This is a genomic window from Methylobacter luteus IMV-B-3098 (genome assembly GCF_000427625.1).
Lineage (GTDB): Bacteria > Pseudomonadota > Gammaproteobacteria > Methylococcales > Methylomonadaceae > Methylobacter > Methylobacter luteus.
Genome location: NZ_KE386569.1, coordinates 2,228,027 through 2,254,041 on the forward strand (window position 1 = coordinate 2,228,027; position 26,015 = coordinate 2,254,041).

General features: G+C 54.2%; 24 protein-coding genes. 9 read left to right on the forward strand and 15 right to left on the reverse strand.

The genetic code is table 11. The features are described 5' to 3' along the window. Window positions 1-55 precede the first annotated feature (55 nt). Both METLU_RS0112190 and ppnN read right to left on the reverse strand, forming a co-directional pair. Window positions 56-2,377, reverse strand: coding sequence for a DNA topoisomerase 3 (locus METLU_RS0112190; RefSeq protein ID WP_027158454.1), 2,322 nt, complete (start codon window positions 2,375-2,377; stop codon window positions 56-58). Between the two features lie 47 nt (window positions 2,378-2,424). Next, window positions 2,425-3,795, reverse strand: a complete 1,371-nt coding sequence (gene ppnN / locus METLU_RS0112195) for a nucleotide 5'-monophosphate nucleosidase PpnN (RefSeq protein WP_027158455.1) — start codon at window positions 3,793-3,795, stop codon at window positions 2,425-2,427. A 176-nt stretch (window positions 3,796-3,971) separates the two neighbouring features. Here ppnN and METLU_RS0112200 point away from each other — a divergent pair, with 176 nt between their 5' ends. Beyond that, window positions 3,972-4,667: a hypothetical protein gene (locus METLU_RS0112200; protein ID WP_027158456.1), complete on the forward strand. Its 696-nt coding sequence runs from the start codon at window positions 3,972-3,974 to the stop codon at window positions 4,665-4,667. A gap of 40 nt (window positions 4,668-4,707) precedes the next feature. On the opposite strand, the gene METLU_RS0112205 is transcribed toward METLU_RS0112200, so the two are convergent. The 4 genes from METLU_RS0112205 to rpiA all read right to left on the reverse strand — a co-directional run bounded on the left by METLU_RS0112205 (window position 4,708) and on the right by rpiA (window position 8,061). Beyond that, the gene (locus tag METLU_RS0112205; protein ID WP_027158457.1) at window positions 4,708-5,334 is read right to left on the reverse strand and encodes an SGNH/GDSL hydrolase family protein; all 627 of its coding nucleotides are present in this window, start codon (window positions 5,332-5,334) and stop codon (window positions 4,708-4,710) included. A 30-nt stretch (window positions 5,335-5,364) separates the two neighbouring features. Further along, window positions 5,365-6,648, reverse strand: a complete 1,284-nt coding sequence (gene glyA / locus METLU_RS0112210) for a serine hydroxymethyltransferase (RefSeq protein WP_027158458.1) — start codon at window positions 6,646-6,648, stop codon at window positions 5,365-5,367. Between the two features lie 170 nt (window positions 6,649-6,818). After that, window positions 6,819-7,313, reverse strand: coding sequence for a peroxiredoxin (locus tag METLU_RS0112215; protein WP_027158459.1), 495 nt, complete (start codon window positions 7,311-7,313; stop codon window positions 6,819-6,821). Window positions 7,314-7,374: 61 nt separating this feature from the next. Then, window positions 7,375-8,061: a ribose-5-phosphate isomerase RpiA gene (gene rpiA / locus METLU_RS0112220; RefSeq protein ID WP_027158460.1), complete on the reverse strand. Its 687-nt coding sequence runs from the start codon at window positions 8,059-8,061 to the stop codon at window positions 7,375-7,377. Between the two features lie 347 nt (window positions 8,062-8,408). Here rpiA and METLU_RS0112225 point away from each other — a divergent pair, with 347 nt between their 5' ends. Next, complete coding sequence (locus METLU_RS0112225; protein ID WP_027158461.1) at window positions 8,409-8,615, forward strand: cold-shock protein; 207 nt, start codon at window positions 8,409-8,411, stop codon at window positions 8,613-8,615. A gap of 85 nt (window positions 8,616-8,700) precedes the next feature. Here METLU_RS0112225 and METLU_RS26745 read toward each other — a convergent pair whose 3' ends face one another. From METLU_RS26745 to METLU_RS0112255, 5 genes are all read right to left on the reverse strand, one after another. Further along, on the reverse strand, window positions 8,701-11,952 hold the full coding sequence (locus tag METLU_RS26745; protein ID WP_051299895.1) for a hybrid sensor histidine kinase/response regulator: 3,252 nt from the start codon (window positions 11,950-11,952) through the stop codon (window positions 8,701-8,703). Window positions 11,953-12,244: 292 nt separating this feature from the next. Then, window positions 12,245-12,745, reverse strand: a complete 501-nt coding sequence (locus METLU_RS0112240; protein WP_027158462.1) for a TPM domain-containing protein — start codon at window positions 12,743-12,745, stop codon at window positions 12,245-12,247. 45 nt (window positions 12,746-12,790) lie between these two features. Continuing rightward, window positions 12,791-13,636 (reverse strand): TPM domain-containing protein, encoded by an 846-nt coding sequence (locus METLU_RS0112245; protein ID WP_027158463.1) that lies wholly within the window; start codon window positions 13,634-13,636, stop codon window positions 12,791-12,793. A 9-nt stretch (window positions 13,637-13,645) separates the two neighbouring features. Further along, on the reverse strand, window positions 13,646-14,275 hold the full coding sequence (locus METLU_RS0112250) for a LemA family protein (RefSeq protein WP_027158464.1): 630 nt from the start codon (window positions 14,273-14,275) through the stop codon (window positions 13,646-13,648). 93 nt (window positions 14,276-14,368) lie between these two features. After that, complete coding sequence (locus tag METLU_RS0112255; protein WP_331271270.1) at window positions 14,369-14,692, reverse strand: DUF1840 domain-containing protein; 324 nt, start codon at window positions 14,690-14,692, stop codon at window positions 14,369-14,371. A 192-nt stretch (window positions 14,693-14,884) separates the two neighbouring features. On the opposite strand from METLU_RS0112255, the gene METLU_RS0112260 reads away from it, so the two are divergent. Continuing rightward, complete coding sequence (locus tag METLU_RS0112260; protein ID WP_027158466.1) at window positions 14,885-15,259, forward strand: DUF4870 family protein; 375 nt, start codon at window positions 14,885-14,887, stop codon at window positions 15,257-15,259. Between the two features lie 9 nt (window positions 15,260-15,268). Here METLU_RS0112260 and METLU_RS0112265 read toward each other — a convergent pair whose 3' ends face one another. Continuing rightward, the gene (locus METLU_RS0112265; protein WP_027158467.1) at window positions 15,269-15,733 is read right to left on the reverse strand and encodes a CreA family protein; all 465 of its coding nucleotides are present in this window, start codon (window positions 15,731-15,733) and stop codon (window positions 15,269-15,271) included. Between the two features lie 232 nt (window positions 15,734-15,965). Between METLU_RS0112265 and METLU_RS0112270 the strand changes: the two genes are divergently transcribed. Further along, window positions 15,966-16,415, forward strand: a complete 450-nt coding sequence (locus METLU_RS0112270) for a PA2169 family four-helix-bundle protein (RefSeq protein ID WP_027158468.1) — start codon at window positions 15,966-15,968, stop codon at window positions 16,413-16,415. A 27-nt stretch (window positions 16,416-16,442) separates the two neighbouring features. Here METLU_RS0112270 and METLU_RS27930 read toward each other — a convergent pair whose 3' ends face one another. Together METLU_RS27930 and METLU_RS0112280 are read right to left on the reverse strand one after the other, a co-directional pair. Continuing rightward, entirely contained in the window at window positions 16,443-16,715 is a 273-nt protein-coding gene (locus METLU_RS27930; protein ID WP_155920547.1) for a hypothetical protein, read from the reverse strand. A gap of 23 nt (window positions 16,716-16,738) precedes the next feature. After that, window positions 16,739-16,993: a DUF504 domain-containing protein gene (locus METLU_RS0112280; RefSeq protein ID WP_027158470.1), complete on the reverse strand. Its 255-nt coding sequence runs from the start codon at window positions 16,991-16,993 to the stop codon at window positions 16,739-16,741. Between the two features lie 255 nt (window positions 16,994-17,248). On the opposite strand from METLU_RS0112280, the gene gdhA reads away from it, so the two are divergent. From gdhA to METLU_RS25245, 3 genes are all read left to right on the forward strand, one after another. Further along, window positions 17,249-18,592: an NADP-specific glutamate dehydrogenase gene (gdhA, locus tag METLU_RS0112285; protein ID WP_027158471.1), complete on the forward strand. Its 1,344-nt coding sequence runs from the start codon at window positions 17,249-17,251 to the stop codon at window positions 18,590-18,592. A 279-nt stretch (window positions 18,593-18,871) separates the two neighbouring features. Beyond that, entirely contained in the window at window positions 18,872-20,434 is a 1,563-nt protein-coding gene (locus tag METLU_RS0112290; RefSeq protein WP_027158472.1) for a coiled-coil domain-containing protein, read from the forward strand. 149 nt (window positions 20,435-20,583) lie between these two features. Beyond that, window positions 20,584-21,324, forward strand: a complete 741-nt coding sequence (locus METLU_RS25245; RefSeq protein WP_051299896.1) for a glycerophosphodiester phosphodiesterase — start codon at window positions 20,584-20,586, stop codon at window positions 21,322-21,324. 53 nt (window positions 21,325-21,377) lie between these two features. Here the strand turns inward: METLU_RS25245 and METLU_RS25250 are convergent, their stop codons facing one another. Then, window positions 21,378-23,090, reverse strand: a complete 1,713-nt coding sequence (locus METLU_RS25250) for a di-heme-cytochrome C peroxidase (RefSeq protein WP_051299897.1) — start codon at window positions 23,088-23,090, stop codon at window positions 21,378-21,380. A 796-nt stretch (window positions 23,091-23,886) separates the two neighbouring features. On the opposite strand from METLU_RS25250, the gene METLU_RS0112305 reads away from it, so the two are divergent. After that, the gene (locus tag METLU_RS0112305) at window positions 23,887-25,263 is read left to right on the forward strand and encodes an ethanolamine ammonia-lyase subunit EutB (protein WP_027158474.1); all 1,377 of its coding nucleotides are present in this window, start codon (window positions 23,887-23,889) and stop codon (window positions 25,261-25,263) included. 2 nt (window positions 25,264-25,265) lie between these two features. Further along, on the forward strand, window positions 25,266-26,009 hold the full coding sequence (eutC, locus tag METLU_RS0112310; RefSeq protein ID WP_027158475.1) for an ethanolamine ammonia-lyase subunit EutC: 744 nt from the start codon (window positions 25,266-25,268) through the stop codon (window positions 26,007-26,009). Window positions 26,010-26,015 lie beyond the last annotated feature (6 nt).

Sequence of the window (26,015 nt, forward strand, 5' to 3'; positions counted from 1 at the left end):
CTCATCTTTATCTCTCGTGATTGATCAAGCAGCTATTATACCTTATATCGAGACCTCAAGCCGGTTTGCTGAAGTCCATCTGAACCTTGCCGTCGACGAATTTCAGATTGGCGTCGAAAGCGCTGCCTTTAGCCGATTTAAAGCCTTTCATTACGCCTGTCTGGCCGGTATTGAGCATTTTTTTCGCCATCGCGGCCGTGATTTTCTTGTGCGCGATGGTTTTCCAGATCACGGCCTTGCAGCCGTTGCGCCATTCACTGCAACTGTAGGCCTTGGCCGTTTCGATGATCTGGCCGTTGCACAGCGGACAGGCGGCAATGGCTTCTTTTATGGCTGGCATCGGCTGACCCATGGCTTTGATATAGCCCGTCTCGCCCTGCCCGTTCAGGGTCAGTTGGGCATTGAACGCGTCATCGTCGATATGGACGGCATGAGCATTCAGGGTCCGGCCATGCTGTAGCAACTGGCTAGCCAGCTCGTGCGTGATTGGCACGCCGTACACTTCCTTCCACAGCACGAACTGGCAACCTTCTTTCCAGCCGCTGCAGCCGTAGCCTTTCCGGCCTTCAATCACCGGCTTGCGGCACAATGGGCATTCGCCCAGCCTGCCCGCATCGTAAAGCGGCTTGGTCGATTCATCCTTGATTTTTTGCGTGAACTGGATGATCTCGGCCATGAACTGTTCCGGATCATAGGCGTTCTGTTCAATTTTCTTGAGTTTGGACTCCCATTCGCCGGTCATAGCCGCCGACTTCAGCCGGTCATCGGCGATGATAGCGATCAGATGGCGGCCCGCTTCGGTGCTGCACAGGTTTTTCTTCTGACGCTCGATGTAGTTGCGCCTGATCAGCGTTTCAATGATCGCGGCCCGTGTCGCCGGGGTTCCGAGGCCTTTTTCCTTGAGCGCTTCCTTGAGCGTTTCGTCGTCGCAGGTTTTGCCGGCCGATTCCATCATGCTCAATAAGGTCGCTTCCGTGTACGGCTTGGGCGGCGTAGTCTTGCCCTGGCTGACCGAGGGCTGATGCGGCCCTGTCTCGCCCTGTCTGAATTCAGGCAGGATTTTTTGCTCCTTGTCCTTTTTCTCGTCGTTTTTGTACAGCGCCTGCCAACCCGGTGACACGATGACCGTGCCGGTGGTTTTGAATTTCACCTGATTGGTTTCGCCCTGAACCGTCGTGACCTGCTTGATGCAGGGCGGATAAAAGGCCGCGATAAAGCGTATGGCGATGGCCTGGTAGAGTTTTTCCTCGTCGTAGGACAGGCTGCCGGGCAGCGTCGTGGTCGGGATGATGGCGTGGTGATCGGTGACCTTGGCATTATTGAAATAGCGCGCGCTCAAAGCGAGTTTGTCCAGGTCGAGCGGCGCTATCTGGGGCCCGAACGGTCCACGCAGTTTTTCCAGTAGCGGCTTCATGCCGGCTTTCATGTCATTAGTTAAATAACGGCTGTCCGTGCGCGGATAGGTGATATGTTTCCTCTCGTACAATTGCTGCGCGCAGGTCAGGGTGCGATCGGCTGTGAAGCCATGGCGGATGCTCATGTCTTTTTGCAGATCGGTCAGATCGTACAGCAAGGGCGGGTTGACCGTTTCCTTTTTGCCTTTGACGGCCGTGATCTGAAACGGGTGCCCGTCAACCCGGCTCAGTAGTGCCTCGGCATCGGCCTGTCGATCGAAGCGCCCGCCGGCGTACTGAAAAGCCGTGTCACGGTATAGGGTCTGCAATTCCCAAAAGTCCTTGGGGATAAAGTGGGCGATTTCCATATCACGCTGCGCAATCAGCGCCAGCACGGGCGTCTGCACACGGCCTATGGTCCATAGCGTGCCGTGCTGGCCGAATTTCAGCGTGTAAAGCCGCGTGGCGTTTAGACCGACGATCCAGTCCGATTCGCTGCGGCATTTGGCGGCGCGGTAGAGATTGTCGTAAAGCCTGCCGTCCTGCAGTTGGGCGAAGCCTTTGCGTATCGCCTCGTCCGTCAATGAACTGATCCACAGGCGTTTGAACGGCTTGCTCAGGCATTGGCTCCAGGACAGGATGTAGCGGAAGATCAGCTCGCCTTCCCGTCCCGCGTCGGTCGCGCAGATGATTTCATCGGCTTCCTTGAACAAATGCCTGATCGTGTTGAGCTGTTTTTTAGCCGAAGCATCGCCGCGCGCTTTCAGGCCGAATTTTTCGGGGATGATGGGCAGCGCTTCCAAAGACCAGCGCTTCCATTCCTTGTGATAGTCGTCCGGCTCTTTCAGCTCGACCAGATGGCCGAAGGCCCAGGTGATCCGGTAGCCATTGCCCTCGAAATAGCCGTCGCGCTTGTTGCGGATGTTCAGGCAGCGGGCTATGTCGCGGGCGACGGACGGCTTTTCCGTTAAGATGACTTTCATAAAACAAAGGGGGCAAGACTGAATCCTGCCCATTGTACCAAATGCCCTTATTTGATGACGCGATAACAGGGCGTATAGGCCTTGCCGGGCAGTTTCATGCGCTGTTGCGCGACAAACGACGCCAGCAGGGAATCCATCAGCGTCATGATACCGGCGTCGCCGCGAATTTCGAAGTGGCCGTATTGCTCGACCGTACGAATGCCGTCGGCCTTGACGTTGCCGGCGACGATGCCCGAAAAGGCCCGGCGCAGGTTGGCGGCCAGCACATGCGTTTCCTGATTCTTGTGCAGGGCCAGATTGCGCATGTTTTCATGCGTGGGAATAAACGGCTGCTGGAAGACCGGATCGACCTTCAATGACCAGTTGAAATAATAGGCATCGCCTTTTTCCTTGCGGAAATGGCGCACCTGCTTGATGCCCTCATGCATTTCGCGCGCGACCTGCACGGGATTGTCGACGATAATCTGATAGCGCTGCTGCGCTTTCGGCCCCAGCGTGCCGCCGATAAAGCGGTCGATTTCATTGAAATAGTCGATGGCTGTGTCAGGCCCGGTAAAGATCAGCGGAAACGGCATGTCTTCATTATCGGGATGCAGCAGGACACCGAGAATATAGAGGATTTCCTCGGCCGTGCCGGCGCCGCCGGGGAATACGACGATACCGTGACCGGTGCGCACGAAGGCTTCAAGACGCTTTTCGATATCCGGCATGATCACAAGATCGTTCACGATCGGATTCGGCGATTCGGCCGCGATGATGCCCGGCTCCGAGATGCCCAGATACTGGCCGCTCTTGATGCGCTGCTTGGAGTGGCCGACGGCGGCGCCCTTCATCGGCCCTTTCATCGCGCCCGGCCCGCAGCCGGTGCAGATGTCCAGGCCGCGCAGGCCCATTTCATGCCCAACCTGCTTGGAGTAATCGTATTCTATGCGGTCGATCGAGTGTCCGCCCCAGCACACGACCAGGTTCGGGTTGGTCATCGGGCGCAGGATGTTGGCGTTGCGCAGGATATGAAAAACGGCGTTGGTGATGCCGTCCGTAGTTTCCAGGTCGATTTTCGGATTGTCGTTAATCTCGTCGCTGATATAAACAATGTCGCGCAGCACGGCGAACAGGTGTTCATTGATGCCTTTGATTATCTTGCCGTCAACAAAGGCATGCGCGGGCGCGCCTGTCACTTCCAGCTTGATGCCGCGCTCTTCCTGAACCACGTGAATATCGAACGACGCGTACCGTTCCAGCAGTTCCTTGCCGTCATCCATGGCGCTGCCGCAGTTCAGCACCGCCAGCGAACAGTTGCGGAATACCTGGTAGAGTCCGCCCTGGCTGGTATCCAGCAGTTTGCTGACTTCAACCTTGGACAGCACATCGAGACGGCCTTCAGGGGAAATGAGTGCATCGACTACTTTATGTTTCATTGTATTCCTTTAAATGTTTGTATTATCTAATTGCCTACCGCCTGCATTCTCAGGTTCGGTACGTATCGGACGGAGAAAATGGTTGTATACAGCACTATTTTTCCGGCAGTTCATATATCATTCAGCATTCTTATCCTATGCTCCAGTCAAAACCCGTATATCGAAGGATATAACAAATGAATGCATTAATTAAAAAGATATTTGCTATCGGTTTGATGCTGCTGCTGAGCGCCTGCGCCCATTATTCCGGAGCCTATTATCCCGATAGCGTATCTTATGGCGGCGGCGGCTACACGGTTGTCGAAAGAGATTATTACCGGAGCACGCCGGGTTATGGCCATTACAGTCCGGGGGGCAATCATTTTCATGATGTCTACCGGCCACGCTGGCAGGCTGATTATGGCAGACCGTCTCATGACCATTATCAACCGCCCCATCAGCATGAAAGCCGCTCTTATCCCGCTCGAAGACCACAAGACAACTCGCATCACTGGGTGCAGCCTCGCTGGCAACACGAAGACCACGGATCTCATCGGGAAGATCGCCGAATGCCGGATCATGCCGAACAGCCAAGATTCCGGGATGACAACCGCCGGAAGAACGGGGCCCGGCATGATTATACAGCGCCTGTAGCCGGCCGCTCTGATCCAAGGCAATTTGGCGGCGCAAGAGACGATCACCGCTGGCAGCATGAAAGCCGCGGGCCTCGCCGGGAGGAGCGCAGAATGCCGGACCGAGCCCAACAGCAAAGACCCTCGAACGGTGACCGCCAGCAGCACGGGAATCGGAGGGATGAACGCAGAATGACAGCGCCTGGACAAGATCGAAAACAGCGCCCCGATCGCGGCAACCGGCATCAGGACGGTCGATAGGAATAAAGCGCTGGCGAAAACGCTTCTTTACCCGGTCAGACTAAACACAGGCCTGCACCTTGGCGGCCATCGCCATGCCCAGCGCCAAATGCCCGGCTTCATCCAGATGCACGCCGTCAGAGGGGCTGGGCTCGCAGTAATCGGCGGCATCGATAAAATAACAGCCGGCCGCACTGGCGACGGCGGCGTAATGTTGCTCGAATTCAGCCGACCTCTCAGGCAAGCCATGGCACTTGAGGTTAAGTTCGGCGGAAAGCCGGGTGATTCTGGGCGGACTGACCAACAGCACATCAGGAGGCAGATCATCCGGCCCGCAGCCGCTTTTTTGCACGATATCGATCAGTATGCCCGCGCCGCGTGCCGCATCGAACGCCGTGTTATCCCTGAAATGCAGCACGTCATTCGTGCCCAGCATCAGGATCACCAGGTCCAGCGGCGCATGCGATTGCAGCAACGGCAGCAGCAGCACCGCGCCGTTGCGACCGGGCCTGAACGGTTCATCCCAGACTGTATAGCGTCCGCTTAGGCCTTCCTCGACCACACGGTAATCATCGCCAAGCTCGCGGCTCAGAATGCCGGGCCAGCGTATGTCAGGCGCATAGCGCCGGCCCTGGCCCGGAATATAGCCCCAGGTATTGGAATCGCCATAACAGAGTATCGTCTTCATGTGTTTGCAGCCTTTTTTGGAATGGAATAGTTAAACTTCAGAGTAGATCGGAAATGCCCGGCACAAGGCTGTCACTTGTTCGCGGATACGGCCTTCCACGGCCGCATTATCGGCATTTTCAGCCAGCCCATCCAATACTTCGGCAATCCAGCCAGCGATTTGTGCAAACTCGGCCATGCCGAAACCGCGCGTCGTGCCGGCGTTGGCCGACAGGCGGATGCCAGAGGCAATTTCGGCCGGCAACGGATCGTAGGGGATCAGGTTTTTATTGCAGGTCAGCCCTGCCCTTTCCAGCGCGACCACGGCCCGGGCGCCGTTAAGGCCTTTAGCTGTCAGATCGACCAGCATCAGTCCGGTATCGGTTTGCCCGGACACGATACGATACTCCGCTTTTGCCAGTCCTCCAGCCAGGGTTTTGGCATTGGCCAGCACCTGCCCGTTATAGGCTTTGAATTCGGGTTGCAGCGCTTCACCCAGACACACTGCCTTGCCGGCAATCGCATGCAGCAGCAACGAGCCTTGCACGCCGGGGAAGACCGCTGCCGCGATTTTTCTGGCGATAGCCTCGTCGTTGGCCAGAACAATGCCGCCGCGCGCGCCGCGCAGGCTCTTATACGTGGTCGTCGTCACGACATGGGCGTGCGGAAACGGATCGGGATAATAGCCGGTCGCGACCAGGCCGGCAAAATGCGCCATATCAACCAGCAGATAAGCTCCGGCTTCATTAGCGATTTCCCTGAACCTGGGGAAATCGATAATCCGGCTGTAAGCCGAGCCACCGGCAATGATCAGCTTTGGCCTGTGCGCCTGTACGAGCCGGCGCACTTCGACATAATCGATGCATTCGTTCTCGCGGCTCACGCCGTAACTGACGATGCGGTAGCGCCGTCCTGTCTGGGTCGCCGGATGCCCGTGGCTGATATGCCCGCCTGCCACCACATCCATGGACAATATCGTATCGCCGTAGCCAAGCAAGGCCAAAAAAGCCGCCTGATTGGCGTTGCTGCCCGAATGCGGCTGCACGTTGGCGTAGCGGCAGTTGAACAGGCGGCAGGCTCTGTCGATCGTCAGTTGTTCTATACGATCGGCAAACTCGGCGCCGCCGTAGTAGCGACCACCCGGATAGCCTTCGACGGTCTTGTTGGTCAGGATGGAGCCCTGCGCCTGTAATACCGCGCGACTGACAAAATTCTCCGAAGCGATCAATTCAATCTGATCGTGCTGACGGTTTAATTCGCCAGCAATGGCTTGCCATATTTCGGGATCGGATTCACTGAGCCCTGTTGAAAAAAAGTCCTGCTTGGGTCTGGTCATTGTCGGGTTGGAATAGCGATGGTCGTAGAAAATAGTTCGCCACAGTGAAGGCAATATCGGGTAAAAAGCGAGATCAGACGGTAGGTTCTAAGTGTTAGAGGAAATGAAACCACAGAAGAACAGAAGAACTTACTTAAAATATCCGTATCCTCTGTGGCTAATCAAAGATATCAATCGGCAGTTTCTTCGGTTTCGGTTTTAGGAGATAACTTGCTGACCTTCTCCAATACTTCCTGCGCATGCCCTTCGGGATTGACGCCGTACATGGCTTCTTCCACCACGCCATCTTTATTGATGATGAAAGTCGAACGCACGATTTTCATTTTCTTTTCGCCTTCTTTTTCGACTTCCTGCCAGACCCCGTACTTGTTGCATAATTCGCCCGAGGTGTCGGCCAGCAATTGCACGTTCAGGTTGTATTTATCTATAAAAGCTCTATGACACTCGCAGGTATCTTTGCTGACGCCTATCACGGCGGTATCCAGATCGGCGAAATCCTGGGCCAGCGAAGTAAAGTCATTGGCTTCTATCGTGCAACCGGGCGTATCGTCTTTCGGATAAAAATACAGCACGACATTCTTGCCATAGTAATCTGATAAATACACTAATTTATTGTTCTGATCAATCGCTCTGAAAAATGGTGCTTCTTGGTCTTTCTCTAACATATGTACTCCTTGGTCTCTATAAAATCTACAGTGAAAATCGTGTTAAAGCTCGATCCGGCCGCTAACAAGGCGCGGCCCAGTATTCCTGAATCTGCCCCTCTGCCGCGATAAAAACAGCACTGGCCAGCCCGCGAAAGATGCCATGCTCTATGACGCCCGGCGTACCGTTCAAGGCGGCATCCAGCGCCTGGCTGTCAAGCTCCGGGTTGAAAACCATATCGAGCACCAGGCTGCCGTAGGAGGTCGCGACCAGCCCGTCCTTAGCCGCATTCCGGCGCAGATCGCCATGTCCGCCCAGCGCCTCGAGCCTCTTCTTGACCAGCTGCCACGCGAACGGCATGACCTCGACCGGCACAGGAAAATGTTCACCGATACGGCCCACCTGCTTGGTCCGATCGACCAGCACAATAAACGTATCGCTGGCTCTTGCCAACAGCTTTTCCCGAACCAGGTCGTATCCGCGGCCTTTCAGCAGCGTCATATCCGGCGTCACTTCATCGGCGCCATCGACGTAGAGATCGAGCCGGGTCAGGTGTTCCAGCGCCACCAACGGCAACCCGAGTTCCTGAGCTTTGATCGTGCTGACTATAGAACTGGCCACCGCGGTTACCTGCAAGCCTTCCTCGGAACGGCGACGCGCAAGCTCATCAATAAAATAATTGGCCGTCGAGCCGGTGCCAAGGCCGACGATCATGCCATCCTTGACCTGCTGGGCCGCATGCCGGGCGACCAGTTCTTTATCGTTCATGCTGCGCTCCTGGGCTGATTCAAGCAGTCTGAAATAAATAGTACATCCGCCGGCCGGGAGATGACCACTGGTATTTTCAAAAAATTACAATCCTGAAAAACCCTCGATTGACACCGTGGCGCTCGAGATAAAAACCCGCCACTTTCAAAATTAAAGTTTGACACTTCTGAAATAACGCCTACAATGGGCGCCAGCTAGAAAATATGATTTACCCTTTGTTTTCCATTTCGATGTTTCTTCTTTAGTTTCTCGTCCTGTACTTCATTTGTAATTTCCAAATTTACCAGCTCTTCCAGCCTGATTTAAGGCTTTAATTCAATATATTTATAGGACTTATTATGTCTACAATGACTACTGGCATCGTTAAATGGTTTAACTCCGAGAAAGGTTTCGGCTTTATCGAACAAAAATCCGGCCCTGATGTTTTCGTACACTTCAGAAATATCCTGAGCGCAGGCGGTTTCAGATCGCTTGATGAAGGACAAAAAGTACAGTTTAACGTTTCACAAGGCCAAAAAGGCCCGCAAGCTGAAGACGTAACTGTAATCGGCTAAAGCACGCTCCAGCAAACGGCGACACAAGCAATTGCGTTGCCGTCTGCATCTAGTTGACAACCCAACCTATTAGTTAGCCCGCATATTAAGGCTGCAACTCCGGCGCAAAACTGCTGGAAACTGTCATTAAAATCCCGCTGATAGCATCAAAATCGACCGGTTTAAGAAAGTGGTAGTCAAAACCGGCCATCCGCGAATGCTCTCGATCCTCGTCCTGTCCATAACCGGTCACGGCAATCAATTTCGCATACTGCGTTTCAGGAAATTCACGCAACCGTTGCGCGACCTCATAACCGTCTAAGTCAGGCAGGCCAATGTCGAGTATAACGATTTGAGGCCGAAAATCGATAGAACATGCCAGCGCATCAGTGCCGCATGCCACGGTCACCACCTCATGCCCTGACAAACGGAGCAGGACGGCAAGACTTTCAGCGCCATCGATATTGTCGTCGACTACCAGAATCCGAAGTTGCGGGATTGTTTCAAGAGAACCGGCCGGAATCAGCTCACCAGCCGAGACAACGGCCACATGCTCGGCCGGCAGGAGCGGCAGCCGCACCGTAAACTCGCTGCCCAGGTCAAGGCCTGCACTGGCAGCCGTGACAGAGCCGCCATGCAGTTCAGCCAGGCGCTGCACCAGATTCAGTCCCAGCCCCAGGCCGCCTTGGGAATGTGCAAGTGACCGGTCTGCTTGCGTGAAAATATCGAAAACATGCGGCAACAGTTCGGGCGCAATACCGATGCCGGCATCCTGAACCTGAATCATCGCCCAATCGCCTTCCCTCGCAACGCTCAGTGTGATATCGCCTCCCTCCTTCATGTATTTAGCCGCATTGTTCAGCAAGTTTATCAGAATTTGCTCCAACCGCATGGCGTCGCCTTCCAGCCATTGCGGTTCCGTCGACAGTGAAATAGCGAGGCGGTGCTTTTTGGATTCGATGAACGGCCGGCAACTTTCAACCGCGCAGGCGATGACATCGCCCAGATTGATAAGCTGGTTTTTCAGTATGATCTTACCCTGAATAATGCGGGCCGTATCCAGCAGATCATCCAGAAGCCGGGCCATGTGCTGCACTTGCCGGTCAATGACATCATACCCCCAATCGGCGGTAGGATTGGCACGATCAATTTTCCTCAGCACCTGCACGGCATTGCAGATAGGCGCCAACGGATTGCGCAACTCGTGAGCGAGCATGGCAAGAAACTCATCCTTGCGGCGATGGGTTTCCTGCAGTGTTTCCGCGGCGCGCTTGCGATCGGTTACATCGAAAAATATGACCCCGATCCGGCCCGGCTCGGTCTGGAAGGCGCTCATTTCAAAACACCGTCCCAGGGTATTCGCCCACATTTCAAAGTGCGCGGGCTCGCCAGTTAGAGCCACTTTGCCAAAAATTTCAAATCGTGACGGCTTTGTTTCCGGGAATATTTCCATAATGGTGTGACCAACGATATAACTGGCCTTCAGTCCTGTCTGATGCTCGAACGACTGGTTGACTTCCAGGACACGCAGATCGCAAGGATTGCCTGAGTCATCGCAAATAACTTCATTGAACATAAGCCCTTCGGTCATCGTCTCGAAAAGCGAGCGGTACCGCGCCTCGCTGCGTTGCAGCGCCTTCTCGGCCTGTTTGTGCTCCTGACGCAATCTGAGCGCGGCGATACCGAAGCTGAGGTCGTCCGCCAGCTCGGCGAGCAATTCAATTTCATCCTCCGAGAAGTGATCCGGTTGTGTGGAATAGATGGCTATGGCGCCGAAGACTACATCATGAGCCAGCAGGGGAAAGGCGAGCGACGAGACATACCCTCTCTTTAAAGCCTCTTCACGCCAGGGTTTGAAGTTGGGATCGGTCAGCGTATTGCGGCAGATACTGGGCTTTCCGGTGCGGATACACGTGCCGGTAGGGCCGCGCCCCTGATCGTTATCCGCCCAGCTGACATTCAGATTTTCGAGATAGCTTTTCTCGAAGCCGGCATGGGCGACCGGCCGGACAGTCTTGTGTTCATCATGCTCCGCATAACCTATCCACACCATTATATGCTCACAGTCTTCGGCAATGATCCGGCATATCTCATTCAGGTACACCATTTCATCAGTGGCACGCATCATTATCTGGCTGCTACGCATGATCACGCTGAGCGTCCGGTTAAGCTTTTGAAGCTCGGCTTCCTTACTCTTGCGTTCAGCGACAAATCGGGCTTCGGTCTCGGCCACGGCAACTCGTGCCTGAGCGTGGTGCATGGTCTCGGTAATCCATGAGATCAAGACCCCTGAGGCAGCAAAAACCGCTATACCTAGCCAGTCACTTGATTCTTCAATGGAAAACTGTCCTTCCTGGCCGACCCAGAAATAATCCGCCAAAAGAATGGATAGCACGATAGCCAGCAAGCCGGCCCGCATGCCGCCGTAGAACGCGGCGATCATCACGGCCGGATAGAAGGTTATGAAGGCGACACGCATCTCCAGCTCCTGCAGGAACACCAGGCGCACGATAGCGGCGACAATGACTATCGCAACAGTAATGCCGTAATAATAGCGCCTATTATCCGCCGGGAGCTCCAGTCGGATCTCGTATGCGCTCGGCTCACGCATCGACATGAAGGCCGCAACCAGCATATAGACGCCGCCGAGGAATTGCGCTCCGCGCCCTGTCCAGCCCAACAGGCTGCCATGGACGGACTGGATCATGACGCCGAATAGTCCGTCCGCGAGCAACAGCAGCGCCAGGGAATACCAGTACATAAAAAAGGACGGGCGTGAGCAGCTAATCGGCCGCAGCAGGATAGCAGTGAAGACAAACATGGCGATAGCCGAGCCCAGTACGAACTGGCGCACCGGCGTCCCGCCCTGGCCCTGTACGAAGAAAACCGGAGTCCAGCCCGAGAACACCGTCCAAACGACTAGCCCCACAGCGCCAAAAACGACCGCATAGCTTATCGCAAGCCAGAGATACGATGCACGCAGGGTAAGTCTCCACCTTAATGAAAAGGCCGCGCCCGTCAAATGACACAAGGCCGATAGCCAGGCACAAATATTATGAATGGTTACCAGAGTGTTCTGATCGATACGTTCGTAACCATCCCTTATCAATGTGGCGATACCGGCCAGAAATCCGGCAGAGCCCCAGAATAGGACGCCGCAGCCCAACAGCAACAGTCCCGGCATGCCATAGACCATGAAACTGCGGCCAATCAGGTAAGCGATGAGCAGTGATGCCAGCGTCGAGAAACAGAATGACAGACCTATCTGGAGATAGGGTAATTCATACGATATTTGCGAATCCGCTGCCCATAATATCAATATCGCAGCAAGCAGGACGGGAATCGGGAGCCATGCCATTCGGTTCCATAAAGACCTTTCGTGCTTTAAATAGATTGACTCAGGCAACGTATTATCCAGGGATTTGGTTCGGCCCTCCGCTTAAGGGCTCGGAATTTGGAAGTAATTTTTTAATTATCAGGGCTGAACTCTATACCGTTTTGCTCGGTATGGGCAAGGCATTTTAACCATCCTGCCGATGCTTCAGGCAGTGATCCGGAAAACTGCCCCCCTTACGTGCAACATCAGCGGCAGCAAATAAATCGCATGAGTTCGGTTGCTATGGCGCGCCTGATTATATGTCCTCTGTTTTCTACAACTGAACCGGTTGGTCGGGCAGTTCATTGGCCTGAGCGCCCTGCCCCCCCGGATAATGCCTTGCCAGATGCTCGCTGACAGCCTTGATGCCGCCAATAACGCCTGCCTCAAACTGCTTATGCCTGAATGCCGACTCCATATCCTGGCAGATCGCTTCCCATCCCTGTTTGCCCACATGACCATCTATGCCCCGGTCCGCGACAATTTCAAAATCACGATCGGCAAATAACAGATAAATCAGCACGCCATTGTTTTGAGCCGTATCCCAGACCCGTAACAAGGCAAAAACGTCAATGGCCCGCTCGCGCGCTGTCTGGCTTTTTAACAAGGGCCCCCAGTCGAGCGACGTTTCAACGGCGAAACGAATTTCCCCCTGATGGCCGGCTTCGGCCTGACGAATCGCAGCTTCAATGGTTTGCATGGCATGGGCCGGAAAAGCCCGCCGAACCGTCCAGCGGTCTGTCCACAGATGCCTCATAATGCGTTTAAGATTCATAAATTATTAATCTCAACCTGTGATAAGTGGTGCGGCTAAAGCGATTCACCAACGGCCCGACGCGCCGCCGCCGCCAAAACCGCCGCCACCGCCGCCGAATCCGCCGCCACGGCCAAAACCTCCGCCAAAGCCTCCGCCGCCGGGCCAAAAGCCGCCGCTACGCATGCCGCCCAGCGAAAACAGAAAGGCGAACAGGCCCGCGATCAGCGCGCCCAACAGTGAACCGACGATGAGCCAGAATAGAATCCCTACCAGACCGCCGACGATAGAAGCGCCGAGCAGGCGGCCGAAAATCATGCGGAACAGCCCGGCCCCGACCAAAACCAGCAGAAACCCGAGCGGCAGAAAATCCTCGAAACCGGACCAGGACACATCTTTCTCGACCGGCGGCGGCAAAGGTTCGCCGTCGATCAGGCGGATCAGACGGCTTACACCGGCTTCGATGCCGCCGAAGTAATCATTCTGCTTAAAATAAGGGATGATGATCTCGCTGATCACGCGCTTGGCCACGGCATCTGGAATGACGCCTTCCAGCCCGTAACCGACTTCGATGCGCAATGCCCGGTCTTCCTTGGCGACCAGCAACAGCACGCCGTCATCGATGCCTTTCCTGCCCAGCTTCCATGTTTCCGCCACGCGCATGGCGTATTGCTCGATGGCCTCGGGCTGTGTCGTCGGAATGATCAGCACGGCGATCTGACTGCCCTTGCGCGCCTCGAACTCCATCAGCGCCTGCTCAAGCCTACTTTGTTGAGCCGGAGACAGCGTGCCGGTCAAATCGGTGACCCGAGCCTGCAGAGCAGGAACGGGCACATCGGCTATGGCCAGCCCGGCTGCCAGCAGAAATACCGCTACAGCCATTGAGCGTAACGCCAGGACCACCGCTCTCATGCGCTATGCTTAACGGCCGCTTTCAGGCGAGGGCATGCCCGCAGGGGGCGCGTTGAAATCGACTTTTGGCGGCGTGGTTATCGTTTGCTCATCTTCCACCGCGAAGGAAGGCTTGGTTTTGTAACCGAACATCATCGCCGTCAAATTGGTCGGGAAAGAACGCACGGTGACATTGTATTCCTGTACCGCTTGGATATAGCGATTGCGCGCAACGGCAATGCGGTTCTCCGTGCCTTCCAGCTGCGCCTGTAGATCCCGAAACAGGGTATTGGCCTGCAATTGCGGATAGCTTTCCGCCACGGCCAGCAGGCGCGTCAAGGCGGAAGACAACTCGCCCTGGGCGTCCTGAAATTTGGCAAAAGCCTGCTCATCGTTGAGCAATTCCGGTGTCGCCTGGATGGCGCCGACTCTGGCCCTGGACTCCGTGACGCGGGTCAGCACCTCTTGTTCATGACTGGCATAGCCTTTTACCACATTGACGAGATTCGGCACCAGATCAGCTCTGCGCTTGTACTGGTTCAACACTTCGCCCCAGCTTGCCTTGATCTGCTCGTCCGTGGTCTGAAGCGTATTGTAGCCGCAGCCGTTTAAAGACAGGGTCATCAACACGAACCCTATTAAAAATATACTTTTACGCATGGCATTCTCCTTAATTTAAATTTTTCTGCGTCAACATCAGCATGACTGATCTAGCAATGCATCGTGATGCGAAAGCTCATCCGCCTACGTCGGCTACATTTTTTCCCACATCACATAACTATTATTCCGTGCCGCAGTGATGAACAGTTCAATTAAAGGCAAAGCCCGATGTTTAAGGCTGACGACCGGCTCCTTCGCCTCGTCCTCCTGAGCATTTTTAGGCAAATCGACAGGTGCCGGCGCATCTATCTCGACGGCGTTTTTCAAGCGCTCAAGCGCTGCCGGGACATCCTCGGCCTGAATGGCGCTGGGCACTGTGCCGCTATGACCCATCATTTTCAGCAACCGCTGCGCGATGTCGCCAAACAGAATGATATCCGCATGAGATCTAGTCATGAACTTTACCAGCATATACATCTCCTAATTTGCGCGAGAGCAGGCCCGCTGAGGTTATACCCATTTTTTAGCAATATATTCTTCTTCTTTTAAAACGTTCGGTGCGCTAGCCGACATAAAAATCATCTTCTTTATGTTAATTAATTGCAAATTCTGCGTCGGGTATGAGAAAGCCCCGTCCAAGACCGAGTTAAATTAATTTGGAGATTGATCATGGCTGACAGTGTTACACCTGTAGAAAACGAATCGGAAAAAGATGAGAGACTGAAAACATTAAGAACAGTTACCGCCTTTGTTTACCTGTGTCAGGTGTTGACATTTGCATTGGCGGGACTGCCTTTGCTGGTAGGCGTCGTTATCAATCTGGTGAAGCGTAAGGAAGTCCAGGGAACGTGGCTGGAATCCCATTTCAACTGGCAAATAAAAACCGTTTGGATCGCTTTGTCATTGTTTGCGATCAGCGGGCTGATGATGTTTATGGGCGGCGGCTATGTACTGATTGCGGCCGTGCTGTGGCTGATCTATCGCATCTCTGTTGGCTGGTATGCGCTACATTCCAACAAACCCATTGATGAAAACATGCTGTAGCCGGCAATACTACCGGCCGCCCCACGGCATGATAGGCACGGTGGAGACGCTGCTGGCCGGCGCGCCTTCAATCAGCTTGCGACTGATGGCCAGATAGATCAGCGTATTGCGTTTAGCGTCAAACAGACGGGAAACGCGCGTTTCCTTAAAAAGCAGCGAGGTATTTTCGCTAAACGCGGTTTCCTCTTCCGGCAGTTTGCCATTGATAACGATCGGCCCGACCTGTTGGCAGGAAATCGAGAACTGGGACGGGTCTTCGGCGACGCCGAATGTGCCGGCAATGCCGCCGGTCTTGGCCTGACTGATATGGCAAGTGACGCCCTGCACTTTGGGATCATCAAAGGCTTGTACGCACACCTTGTGGTTGGCGCCGATCAATTTCCAGGCTGTCATCACGCAGCCAACCTCCTCGGAGTGCGCGGCGGGCATCCAAAAACTGAAAAGCAAGGCACAATACACCAGTTTCTGTTTCATGTTAATTCCTGCGGTTGGCTTATCGGTGCCCTGATTGTAACAGCGGGAATTCAATGCGGGTAGTTTTTGAATAAAGAATTGATACGACGGCGATTCCGGCCGGGTATTCATTAGCAGCAGGCATGAACTTACAAAAGACTAATTCAGTCTAAGTGGTTGTTATCGATGAACATTACTCAATCTCAAACACGGTAACACTCCCTATCAAGAAACATTTCTGAGGAGTATCACCATGACTAACGAAGAAACAATTTCCGTCCTTAATGATCTGATCGAAGTATCTAAAGACGGCGAACGGGAATTCCACGATTGCGCAGAGGAAGTCACTGATCCGGAACTCTTGAATTTTTTCACTAAAACGTCTCAGCGGTGCGCTGAAGGCGCTGCGATGCTACAGGAGCAAGTGCGCCGCCTTGGAGGCGAGCCGGAAACCGAAGGCAGTTTTTCGGGCGCCGCTCATCGCATGTGGGTAAATCTGAAATCGGCAGTAACCGGTGCCGATAAAACCTCAATACTGAAAGAATGCGAACGCGGTGAACAGCATGCCGTGGAGGCTTACGAAAAAGCCTTGCAGGAGGATCTGCCTCCCGATGTTCGCGAGATGGTTGAAATGCAGCATAATGGCGTCATAGCTAATATGGAACGCGTACATACCCTGTTACAAGGTCAGATGCAGCAATAAGTCCCGGTCAATAGCTTTTTCATGTCTTTAATGTGGGGGCGGCTGCTCCTGAAACGCCTGCTTTCGACAATCGCCCCCACCGTCATAAATGCCTTCAGCCGGATGCCTGGTCAGGCCGAGACGCCGGGCCATATCCTGCGCATCCTGATGCTCCCCCGCGCTGACGAGGCGGGACAGTTCCGGGATATCTATCGCCGGCCCTGTTGTAGAAATAATATTGATCCTGAGCCGTTCCACGCGCAACACGTCTTCCAGGCCATCACGAGCTTTTTTATCTGGCTTCGCGGCTGGGCTTGTCAAAATGAAACGCTCCTGTCATGGCATCAATGAGTCCGCTGCCAAATCAGCTCGCCATTACGGTATACAGCCTTGATGCGATGCAGCGGGACGGTATGGGTTTCCCCTTCGCTGTCATTCCATTCAAAAACACTATGGCTGTCTTTGGGAAACTTGATGTCGGCAAGCGCCTTCACCACAAGGCTGCGCTCGATGCGGTCATAATAGCCGATTCGAAATTCCGCACGGCCGAACTCTTCGTCCCAGCGGATGCGATTAAGCAGGTCTTGAATGGGCAGCATGGTTGAAAAACCTGGCACTTTCGTTATATCAAGCTTTGACTGGCGTCTAGTCACTTTGTGCCATGCTGCGACAAGAAACCGCATTGCCGATCAACAGCGAAATTCCGTCATGAATGCCATGCCGACCTCCTTTTTTTCTTAACAATTTAGCCTCTGAAAATTAATAGTGTAGAATCGCTATAGTATGGAATCGATATTTTTTATACACAAAAAGAGGCTTTTTTAAAGCCCACTAACCCTGAGGCAACAAGATCAATGAAATACAAAAGTTGTGAAGAATTTCTGGCCCATGTGGCCCAACTTAACCCAGGCCAGCCAGAATTCCTGCAGGCAGTGACGGAAGTAATGGAGAGCCTGTGGCCCTACATTGCGCGCTTCCCGAAATACGCCGAGCATGGCTTATTGGACCGGCTGGTCGAACCCGAGCGCATCGTCATGTTCCGTGTCGCCTGGGTTGATGACCATGGATCCGTGCAGGTCAACCGCGGCTACCGCATTCAGCACAGCATGGCCATTGGCCCGTACAAAGGCGGCTTGCGTTTCCATCCGTCAGTCAATCTCTCGATCCTGAAATTCCTGGCCTTCGAGCAAACCTTCAAGAACGCGCTGACCACGCTGCCCATGGGCGGCGGCAAAGGCGGTTCCGACTTCGATCCTAAAGGCAAAAGCCCCGGTGAAGTCATGCGCTTCTGCCAGGCTTTCGTGACTGAATTATTCCGTCATGTCGGCGCCGATACCGATGTGCCTGCAGGCGACATCGGCGTGGGCGGACGCGAAGTCGGGTTTATGGCCGGTATGATGAAAAAACTGACCAACCGGGCTGACTGCGTGCTCACCGGCAAGGGGCTGAGCTTTGGTGGCTCCCTGATCCGTCCTGAAGCGACCGGCTACGGCACTGTGTATTTTGCTCAGGAAATGCTCAAACGGAAGAGCCTCTCTTTTGAAGGGCTGCGCGTCAGCGTATCCGGTTCCGGCAACGTGGCGCAATACGCCGTGGAAAAAGCGATGGAACTGGGCGCCAAGGTCGTCACTGTGTCCGATTCCAGCGGCACGATCGTGGACAACGCAGGTTTCACCACTGAAAAACTGGCCGAGCTGATGGAAGTGAAAAATCATCTCTATGGCCGCGTCAGCGATTACGCCAGACGCACGGGCAGCGAATTTCACGAAGGCATTAAGCCCTGGAATGTGCCCGTTGATGTCGCGCTGCCTTGCGCTACGCAAAACGAACTGGATGCCGTGGATGCCGCTACCTTGATCAAGAATGGCGTAAAATGCGTGGCGGAAGGCGCCAATATGCCCACGACCATCGAAGCGGTCAAACTGTTCGAAGCCAACGACGTGCTCTATGCACCGGGCAAGGCGAGCAATGCCGGCGGCGTAGCCACTTCCGGGCTGGAAATGAGCCAGAACGCCATGCGTTTGTCATGGACGCGCGAAGAAGTCGACCATCGTCTGCTGGAAATCATGCAGGGCATTCATCAAGCCTGCGTGCAATACGGCGAACGTGAAGACGGCAGCTTCAGCTATGTGGACGGCGCCAACGTGGCCGGCTTTGTGAAAGTGGCCGATGCCATGTTGGCGCAAGGGGTCCTGTGAGGCAAAAGCCAGCCAGCTTTGCGCCGAAAGCCGCAATAGCGGCCCGTCTCTAAGACGGACAATTTAAAGCAAGCACCCGACGCCAATATGTATATTGGCGTCGGGTGCTTGCAATCAGCCGTTCCGACGTAACCCCATCTTCAAAACCGCAGCGATAACTTTACTGCGATTTTTCTTAATAATAATCATTAAGATCAGACTGGTATTTGTTTGCCGTACAGGTTATCTTTTACGGTTATCATTTGCTTTTTTCAATTATCTTGATCAAGGATCATTCCTATGCAAGCCTATTTACCCATTATTCAAGATCTGCTTTTCCAATGGTATCAATTTACCCTTGATAATGCTGCGTATGCCGCGGCTTTGGCGGCATCTGTCTGGTTGCTGACGGTCCTGTTTTATTGGACCCGAATTGCCTTTATAAACAGAAGAAATCGTACCAAAGTAAAAGAAGCCCAAAATAGCCTTGATGCCGCGCAACAGCAGACACAAAAACTGCAAGAGGAGTTAAGCGCCAATACCGCACGCATGCAGGAATCAGAGATAGCCGCCAATACGGCAACGCAACGTGCATTGGACCTCGAAAGGCGCATTACCGAGCATAATATGCAGCTAAACGATAGCCTTCGGGCCTTGACAATCAGCTTCAATCTGGACAGGCCGACTTCCTCTGCTGAAGGTAATCTAGACTTGGAAGGCTTGTGGCAGCAATACAGTGCCGCCATTGCGCAATTAACCGAACGCTTGCGCGCCGAGCAACAAACCAAAACCGAATTGCAGCAGGCTTATCAGGCAGAAACGGCCAAGCTGACTGAAAAGGAAACGCTGCTTGAAACGCTGCAAGCCCAGCTGGACACTCAAACCCATCAGCTTGCCAAACTGGAAAAACAGAACACCTTGCTGCAACAGCAAATCTCAGACACCGCTCAAAAACAGCATTCCGATCTGACACGCCTGGCTGAATTAGAGAAACTGGCGGCCGAATGGGCGCATGCGAAAACACAGCAATTGCAGCTGGAAGAAAAAATATTTGCGCAGAACATTCTTATTGCGCAACTGGAAAAAGCCAGACAATCCGAACAAATTCAACCGCCCGTTACTGAGCAACAGCAACAGGCTCCGGTTGAACCGGAAGAGACTGTGAGCGAGGCGCCTGCCGTATCCATTGATATCGAACAGCCACCGCTGGCACCCGTTGAAAATCACACCAATGATGTAAACGACAAAATCAAATACCTATTTGGCGGTGCCAAGCAACAGACGACAAAACTGAATGAAGAAGTGGCCGCTGAGCCTGTTATAGCCGATCAAACAACCGAAGAACCCCAGCCTGTCCTGGTTGAAAGCAACATAGAAATCATTCAAGCCGAACCTTCCAGCGCAATATCGCAGCTTTCTGAAGAAAAATCCCCCAAGTTTTCCGGCAAACTCAAACACATGTTCGGCAACGCCATGCAGCAGATAGCCAAACTGGATGAAAAACTGGCCGGCGAAACAGCCACAACCGATAAAACGGCCGAAGAACCCCGGGCCGTTCTTTCAGAAAATGCCAGAGAAGACATTCAACCAGAATCTCCAAGCGCGGAACGCCAGCCATCTGATGCCGTTAAGGAACAATCCGACAGCGTAACCGGAAAAATCAGAAACCTGTTCGGCACCCGGAAATCGTCTGCGGAGGAGTCACGGGCCGCGCAAGAAAAACAGGATGAATATGAGACTCTGTCGGCGCTTGCGGCAGCGCAACAGCTCTCCAATAATGAGGCAAATAATACTGACGGGGCGAACAAGAAAATCCCAACGCAGCTAAAAAGCCTTTTCCGCAAATTCCAGCCCAATGCCTAAATTTTAGGCGATTTCAAATCTGCTTCCGGCAGATTTGCCTCTACCTTTGAAGGTTGTCAAAATGGCTGCCTGTCCATTTTGACAACGCTCCTTGCCATGCAGGGTCTCCGTACCTCTATCCCTAACGTACGTTAAAAAGAGGAAAGCCCATGCAGTTGCCTATCATCGTTAAAAGGCCTTTCAGGATCATCGCCCATCGCGGGGCGTCTGCCTATGCGCCCGAAAACACATGGGCCGCCTTTAAATTGGCCGTGGATATGGGCGTAAAAGATATCGAACTGGACGTTCAACTGTCGATAGATGGCGAAGTGGTAATATGCCATGACTTATCGCTGGAGCGCTATGGTCACCCAGGCTATGTCGAGGCCATGAGTTGGGCGGAACTGTCGCAACTGGATATGGGGTCCTGGTTCTCACCCTATTTGTTTCATGGCGAAAAAATACTAAGGCTCCAGGACCTGTTTAAGGAATGCGGCTCTGAAATTACCTATCATGTAGAGCTGAAAGGAAAATCCGACAAACTCCCCGGTCAGGTTTGCCGCGTTATCGAGGATTTTAATTTAGGCGACCATGTCATCATTACGAGCTTTTCATACGAAACGCTGGAGCGAGTCAGCGCCATTGCTCCCTGTTTGCGCTTAGGCTGGCTGGTGCGGAAAATAGATGATGACGTACTTTCAAAAGCCAGGGCGCTTGAAGTATTTCAAATCTGCCCCCGCGCGGACCTGCTCACGAAAAAAGCTGTCCGCCTTGCCCGTTCAGTCGTGCCTGAAGTCAGAGCCTGGGGCGTAAACGGGAGTCGCGAGGAAGTCCTGGCATTGATACAAACAACCATCGATGCGGGTTGCGATGGAACCACCGTTAATTGGCCGGACTGGATTTCGCATTGAACCTGGTGAGCGGCGCGCAGACCCGATAACCCTGCGCGCCGCTTCCCGAAATGCTATAAGGTCTTCATAAACTCGATCAGATCCCGGCGCTCATCGTCGGTAAGATCAGTGCCGTAATAATGCCCCGTGTTCAGGTTGCCAGGCAGGCTCGCATCGAACAGGAAGGCACGCTGGCCCGGTTTCGAACGATAGCCGACTGTTTCCGGATCAAACTCGTGGCTTCCCACATAGAACGTTTGCTGACGTTCGTCAGGCGGCAGCAGCAATTGATACAGATTAGGGACAGAGCCATTATGGAGATACGGTGCGGTTGCCCAGATGCCATCCAGCGGACGGGCGCGATAGGCGAGCAGATTTTTTGGCCTGTACGGAGGCAAGCCCTGCGCCTTGAGCCGGTAACCGATCAGTTCGGCGGTTTCCGCTGGACTGAACGGCGGATAGGCATTGGCGATGCCGTCGGATACGGCCATGCCGACCAGTATCGACAGCAGTGCAGGCGCTGGAACTTCCGTTGCTCCGGTGAAGGGCGCCGGCAGTAGCGGCGCCAGACCGCCGGTATTGACGTTGCGGGTCGCGAAGTTCAACGCCATCGCCGGATCGGTGCCAATCTTGGCGAGTTCGGTCATCTCCGTTTTGATGAAGCTGACGCCGAAGAGGTTCTCTTCCGCCGGCGTCATCGGATAGAGCCCGTTCGCATCCGGCAGGGAATGACAGGACTCGCAGCTAGGTTCGTTGCCGCGCGATGCCGAGTACAGCACGCGCCCGCGGGCGGCCTTTTCGCTATCGATCGGCCCCAGCGCCAATACCGGCCATTTCGGTGATGTCAAACTGCCCACCAGTTTCTCCAGTTCAAACAGTTCTCTCGGCCTGGCCGTGCTCTTGCCCAACTGGTCAAGCGGGCCGGTCAGATTGACGTGGCCGAATACACCCAACACCTCGCCGACGTTGCGGCCAAAGGGATTATTGGCCGACCCGTTCCACTGCACCCAATCCAGTCGCGGCGAGGTCCACAGGAACGGATAACTGACCGGCGCATCGGGTACGCGGACATTGCCGGGCTGTTGCAGATCGCGGCCAAAGACCTCATTCATGATGATGCCGAACGCATCGACGCGGCCATAGCCGTATGGATGAGTCGGCGTGCTGCGAGCGTCATTCTGCGCCAGCCAAGCCAATTGATCGGACACTTGCGCCTGCAATACCGCCTTGTTTGCCTCGGTTGGATCGGCCAATACAGCCTGAGCAAATCGGTCGAATTTTTCCGGCTGCTCCAGCGTCGCCCCTAGCGCCTGGATCAGGCTCTTCTCAAATGTGGTGAAATCGCCCAGCGTCGGCGCGCCGTCGATTCGGATGGTTCGCCCCTGATAGCGGATTTCTCCGGTATGACAGGCGGCGCAGGTCATGCCGACCCAGTCCTCGCCATTGTCTGCCGGTTCCCTGGCGAATCCGATCGGTAATCCGTCCGGATTGCCGGACGCATAGGCCTCGTCATCGGCAAGATAACCGAACCGCTCGACGTATTTTGGACTGATGAACGGCTCGTCGTTATCCGGCTGTTCCAGCGCCAGAAACCACGCATAAGGCAAAAGATAAGATCCTTGCGGCGTAAAATAAAAGCTGTGCCGCTCTTCATCATTCCAGTTTTGATTCAGGTAAAGGACGCTGTCCTTACCGGCATGATCCGCCGCCGCAGCCGAAACCCCGACCTGGCCCAAGCCGGACAGCAAGGCGGCGAAGAGGCCGATTTTAAAATTACGAAATTGCATATTTGATCCTCAATCGTATGAAATCTGCCCAGAACCACGCAAAGGCATCGTGAGCAATTGACTGTTGTTTATTATTTTTTCTTTTCCGTGACCACTATCAGCAAATCTGATAACGCCGCAGTCAAGCCTGGAGATTATCGAATCTCCTGCCTGACCTGGAACAGGATAATAACTTTCAAGGGGGGCTGTTTTTACTAAAAGCATAGGATTATTTTAGAGTTTTTACTGGTTCATTTTGACATTATTAATCAACGCTTATTGGATATTGAATAGCTTATGGCAGGAAATTTAGAGTTGAAATGCATTTAAAACATAATAACCCTTTTAATATATTAAATTTATTATCCTAACAAGCATAGTCAATTTTTCGGATACCTTAATAAGGAGTGTATGTCGATTCAGTAATAATCAATTAATAATTCTTAAAGATAAGTTTAATCGTCATGACTTTGAAAATTGTATTATTCTGTTTGGACTTGATACAACGATTTACAACACAGCGTCTGCGAAGGTTATATCGGACTGTGTCCGGCAAGAAAGAAACAACCTCTCTTGCCATGAATTCGCCGGATCTTTTCTAATATTTAGATTGAGTGGCTACAAAAACAATCCTGCCATAGCAAGACCGCCTCACCCAGCTAACGGGCATGGGAGCGTAATCCGCCGGTTAAAAAACCGGCAATATCAATCAATAGCCGTCGGCGCGTTATTCAGACTGACACATTCGGGTCATATACTTGTCTTACTCTCGTGAGTTTATCGAATGACAGGATGAGTCAGGCAACCGGGCTAAAACATGAACTATTACACGACCTTGCATGGCAAGCATTTTAACTTTCGCGACCTGCGGACCTTGATGGCCAGGGCTTCCCCCCAGCGGGCGGCTGATGAACTGGCCGGACTGGCGGCCGGTTCCGAAGTCGAGCGGGCCGTCGCTCAACGGGTATTGGCTGAAGTGCCGTTAAAGACCTTCATCGAGGAGCCCCTGATTGCGCCGGAACACGATGAAGTCTCCCGGCTGATCCTGGATCAACACGATGCCGCGGCCTTTGGCCCCATCGCGGCTCTGACCGTCGGGGAATTTCGCGACTGGCTGCTGGCGGACAGCAGCGATTTGTCGGCGCTGGCGGCCGGGCTGACGCCGGAGATGGTCGCCGCCGTCAGCAAGATCATGCGCAATCAGGATCTGATCGCCGTGGCGCGCCGTTGCCGGATCGTTACCCGTTTCCGCGACACCATCGGCCTGCCCGGACGTCTTTCCACCCGTTTGCAGCCGAATCATCCCACGGACGACCCGCGCGGCATCGCCGCCAGTATCCTGGACGGCCTGCTCTATGGCAGTGGCGACGCCGTCATCGGAATCAACCCCGCGACCGATAATCTCGATAACGTCCATACACTGCTGAACCTGCTCGATGAGATCATCACACGTCACGAAATTCCGACGCAGTCCTGCGTGCTGTCCCACATTACGACCAGCATGGAACTGATGCGGCGCGGCGCCCCGGTCGACCTGGTTTTCCAATCCATCGCCGGCACCGAAGCGGCCAATCGGAGTTTCGGCATCGATCTGGCCGTATTGCGGGAAGCCAAGGCCATGGCCGAATCGCTAGGGCGCGGCAGCCATCATCTGATGTATTTCGAAACCGGCCAGGGCAGCGCGCTGTCTGCGAATGCCCATCACGGCGTCGATGCACAGACCTGCGAAGCGCGGGCCTATGCCGTTGCCAGAGAGTTTTCACCGCTGCTGGTCAATACCGTCGTCGGCTTTATCGGCCCCGAATATCTCTATGACGGCAAACAGATTATTCGCGCCGGCCTGGAAGACCATTTCTGCGGCAAGCTGCTGGGACTGCCGATGGGCTGCGACATTTGCTACACGAATCACGCCGAGGCGGACCAGAACGATATGGACAACCTGCTGACCCTGCTCGGCGTTGCCGGGTGCAGTTACATCATGGGGATTCCGGGCGCTGACGACATCATGCTGGCCTATCAGAGCACCTCATTTCACGATGCCCTCTACCTGCGGCAGGTGCTGGGCTTAAGGCCCGCGCCGGAGTTCGAAGCCTGGCTGGATAGAATGGGCATCTTCAATGGCCGGAACAGTCTGGCGGACGGTCGTGCCGCCACCCCGTTATTGAGCCATTTCTCCGGACTTTCGGGAGCTTAAACATGAACGATCCTTGGAACACGCTGCGCCAGTTTACGCAAGCCAGAATTGCCCAGGGCCGGGCAGGTTGCAGTCTGCCGACATCGGCCCTGCTCGATTTCCAGCTCGCCCATGCAGCGACCCGGGACGCGGTGCATCAGCCCTGGGCGATTGATCGCTTCGCGAAGGCGGTCGAAATGCTCGGCCTGGAAGCATTGATCCTGGCAACACCGATCACCAGCCGAGTGCAGTATCTGCTTAGGCCCGACCTGGGCCGCTGTCTTGACGAGGCAAGCCGACAACGGCTCAAGTCACGCACAGCCGAAGCCATCGATGTAGCGCTGATCATCAGCAACGGCTTGTCGTCGACCGCCGTGGACAGCCATGGACTGGCGCTGCTGGAAGCGATCGTCGATACTTATCAACGAAGTGGTCTGCGTCTCGGCCCGGTCTGCCTGGCGCCCGATGGCCGGGTGGCGCTGTCGGATGAAATCGGCGCGCTGCTGAATGCGCGTCTGGCCGTGATCATCGTCGGCGAGCGGCCCGGACTTAGCGCCGCGGATAGCCTTGGCATCTATTTAACGTACGCGCCTCGTATCGGTAATACGGATGCCGAACGCAACTGCATCTCCAATATCCGTCCGCCTGACGGCCTGCCCTATCAGGCTGCGGCGGCCAAACTGGCCTATTTGATTCATGAAGCATTGCAACGCGGTTTTTCAGGCGTACGGCTCAAGGATGACATGCCGAAACAGTTGCTCGGCTAATGATAT

Coding starts and splice junctions, on each gene's coding strand:
- METLU_RS0112205 (WP_027158457.1), bottom strand. CDS start 5,334: ATGAAGACGATACTCTGTTATGGCGATTCCAATACCTGGGGCTATATT.
- METLU_RS0112190 (WP_027158454.1), bottom strand. CDS start 2,377: ATGAAAGTCATCTTAACGGAAAAGCCGTCCGTCGCCCGCGACATAGCC.
- eutC (WP_027158475.1), top strand. CDS start 25,266: ATGAACGATCCTTGGAACACGCTGCGCCAGTTTACGCAAGCCAGAATT.
- METLU_RS0112305 (WP_027158474.1), top strand. CDS start 23,887: ATGAACTATTACACGACCTTGCATGGCAAGCATTTTAACTTTCGCGAC.
- gdhA (WP_027158471.1), top strand. CDS start 17,249: ATGAAATACAAAAGTTGTGAAGAATTTCTGGCCCATGTGGCCCAACTT.
- METLU_RS0112225 (WP_027158461.1), top strand. CDS start 8,409: ATGACTACTGGCATCGTTAAATGGTTTAACTCCGAGAAAGGTTTCGGC.
- METLU_RS0112200 (WP_027158456.1), top strand. CDS start 3,972: ATGAATGCATTAATTAAAAAGATATTTGCTATCGGTTTGATGCTGCTG.
- METLU_RS0112215 (WP_027158459.1), bottom strand. CDS start 7,313: ATGTTAGAGAAAGACCAAGAAGCACCATTTTTCAGAGCGATTGATCAG.
- ppnN (WP_027158455.1), bottom strand. CDS start 3,795: ATGAAACATAAAGTAGTCGATGCACTCATTTCCCCTGAAGGCCGTCTC.
- METLU_RS0112240 (WP_027158462.1), bottom strand. CDS start 12,745: ATGAATCTTAAACGCATTATGAGGCATCTGTGGACAGACCGCTGGACG.
- METLU_RS25245 (WP_051299896.1), top strand. CDS start 20,584: ATGCAGTTGCCTATCATCGTTAAAAGGCCTTTCAGGATCATCGCCCAT.
- METLU_RS0112265 (WP_027158467.1), bottom strand. CDS start 15,733: ATGAAACAGAAACTGGTGTATTGTGCCTTGCTTTTCAGTTTTTGGATG.
- METLU_RS0112250 (WP_027158464.1), bottom strand. CDS start 14,275: ATGCGTAAAAGTATATTTTTAATAGGGTTCGTGTTGATGACCCTGTCT.
- METLU_RS0112255 (WP_331271270.1), bottom strand. CDS start 14,692: ATGTATATGCTGGTAAAGTTCATGACTAGATCTCATGCGGATATCATT.
- METLU_RS0112245 (WP_027158463.1), bottom strand. CDS start 13,636: ATGAGAGCGGTGGTCCTGGCGTTACGCTCAATGGCTGTAGCGGTATTT.
- METLU_RS0112260 (WP_027158466.1), top strand. CDS start 14,885: ATGGCTGACAGTGTTACACCTGTAGAAAACGAATCGGAAAAAGATGAG.
- METLU_RS0112290 (WP_027158472.1), top strand. CDS start 18,872: ATGCAAGCCTATTTACCCATTATTCAAGATCTGCTTTTCCAATGGTAT.
- rpiA (WP_027158460.1), bottom strand. CDS start 8,061: ATGAACGATAAAGAACTGGTCGCCCGGCATGCGGCCCAGCAGGTCAAG.
- METLU_RS0112270 (WP_027158468.1), top strand. CDS start 15,966: ATGACTAACGAAGAAACAATTTCCGTCCTTAATGATCTGATCGAAGTA.
- METLU_RS0112280 (WP_027158470.1), bottom strand. CDS start 16,993: ATGCTGCCCATTCAAGACCTGCTTAATCGCATCCGCTGGGACGAAGAG.
- METLU_RS26745 (WP_051299895.1), bottom strand. CDS start 11,952: ATGGCATGGCTCCCGATTCCCGTCCTGCTTGCTGCGATATTGATATTA.
- METLU_RS25250 (WP_051299897.1), bottom strand. CDS start 23,090: ATGCAATTTCGTAATTTTAAAATCGGCCTCTTCGCCGCCTTGCTGTCC.
- glyA (WP_027158458.1), bottom strand. CDS start 6,648: ATGACCAGACCCAAGCAGGACTTTTTTTCAACAGGGCTCAGTGAATCC.